Genomic DNA, 1565 nt, shown 5'->3' with positions numbered 1-1565 from the left:
GATCTCGGTGTTGATGCGCTGCTCCAGATCGGTGGCTCCCTTCAGCTCCAGGGCGGGCAGCCGCACGTCGATCAGGTGATCCCGGTCCTCCACCTTATACTCGGTTACGGTGAACACCCGGGCCAGATCAGCCAGCACCGGCACCTGGGATACCGCTCTGGCAAAGTTGGGACTCAGATTGACCAGCAGCATAAAGCAGGCGCAGGTACTGAGGACAGCGGAAAGACCGCGGCGTACCGTCCTGCGCTGCCGCCGTTTCCGTTCCCCCGTTCGGAGTGCGGAGGCCACGGCAAACTCCAGCTCCGGCGGGCAATCTTCCGCCTGATAACGGGCTTTGGCCTGCTGCCAAGGGTTTTTCATGATCATACCTCCTCCCCCGTGAGCTCCCGCAGCTTACGCAGGCTCTTATACAGCCGGGATTTCACGGTGTTCAGATTTGTTCCGGTGACCTGGGCCACCTCCTCCAGCTTCATGTCCTCAAAAAACCGCAGGCGGATAATAGCCTGCTCCTGGGGAGAAAGGCGGTCTATGGCGGCGTACAGGTCCAGCCGTCCGGCCGGGTCCCCCGCCGGGGCGGGCGCGTCAGGCACAACGTCCAGAGGCACCAGCCGCTTGCCCTGCCGGTAGTGGTTCATGCTCTCGTTGAGCAGGATCCGGTAAAACCAGGTCTTGAGATAGTCGGGCTGCCGGAGGGTATCCGACCGGCTGAGCGCCTTGACAATGCTTTCCTGCACCACATCCAGGGCAGCGTCCCGATTTTTGACGTAGCTGTACGCCAGGCGGTAAAATTCCTCCTGGTGGTCCACGATATACTGACTCAGCTGCTGTCGGATGGTGTTGTCCAAGACCCGGGCACACTCCTTTTATTGTTGGGCCGCCTGGTAAGCCTCCGGCGTCACCACATGGCACATGAGGTACTCCAGCCATTTCTGATACCACGCCCGGGTGAAGTGGACGCCGTCCACGGTGGCCTCGGCGGGCAGGATGCCGTTGGCGTCGCTAAGGGCGGTCTTCACGTCCAGCAGGGCCACCTGGCACTCCTGGGCCAGCTGGGGAAAGATGGCGTTAAAGTCGGCCACCCGCTGGTTGTTCACATAGGAGGGCTGCTTCTTCTGGGCGCAGATCTCCGGGTTGACGGGTACCAGGTTTTGCAGGTAGATCACCGCGTTGGGCTGGGCGGCCTTCACCTGCTCCAGGAAGGTTTTAAACGCATTGTGGAAACTGTCGGTACCGGGATACCCCAGCTCGTTGACGCCCAGGGAAATATAGATTTTTTTGTACTGGGGCCCCTTGGACAGAGCTTCCACCACGGTGTATGTGCCGCCGTTGAGCTCCACTACCTTCCGCTTGTTCATGTCAAAGATATTCAACCCCTTATAGCAGTAGAAGGTAGCTCCCTTGATGCCGCTGTAGATCTGCAAGCCGTCGGTACGGGAGTCCCCAATGAACAGGGCGTCGGAAAAGTAGTCCATCTCCACCGGCTCCGACTGGGGTACCGGCTGGCTGAAGTCAAAGGCCGTCTGGACGGGGGTAGCCTGGGGCGTGGGGGACGGAGTCGCCTCAGG

At 60.6% G+C, this 1565-nt stretch carries 2 protein-coding genes and 1 pseudogene; all 3 read right to left on the bottom strand.

What is annotated here, in order from left to right; all coding sequences use genetic code 11:
• Positions 1–360: pseudogene (locus H6B51_RS16990) on the bottom strand (DUF3298 and DUF4163 domain-containing protein); the annotation flags it as partial.
• A gap of 2 nt (positions 361–362) precedes the next feature.
• The gene (locus tag H6B51_RS16985; protein ID WP_204884776.1) at positions 363–845 is read right to left on the bottom strand and encodes an RNA polymerase sigma factor; all 483 of its coding nucleotides are present in this window, start codon (positions 843–845) and stop codon (positions 363–365) included.
• An 18-nt stretch (positions 846–863) separates the two neighbouring features.
• Positions 864–1565 (bottom strand): GDSL-type esterase/lipase family protein (locus H6B51_RS16980; RefSeq protein ID WP_204884775.1); only part of this gene is annotated, 702 nt, incomplete at its 5' end.

Source organism: Pseudoflavonifractor phocaeensis, from assembly GCF_016901955.1.
Classification (GTDB): domain Bacteria; phylum Bacillota; class Clostridia; order Oscillospirales; family Oscillospiraceae; genus Flavonifractor; species Flavonifractor phocaeensis_A.
Note: the sequence above shows the minus strand (reverse complement) of the source record. Positions and strands in the feature narration are given on the sequence as shown.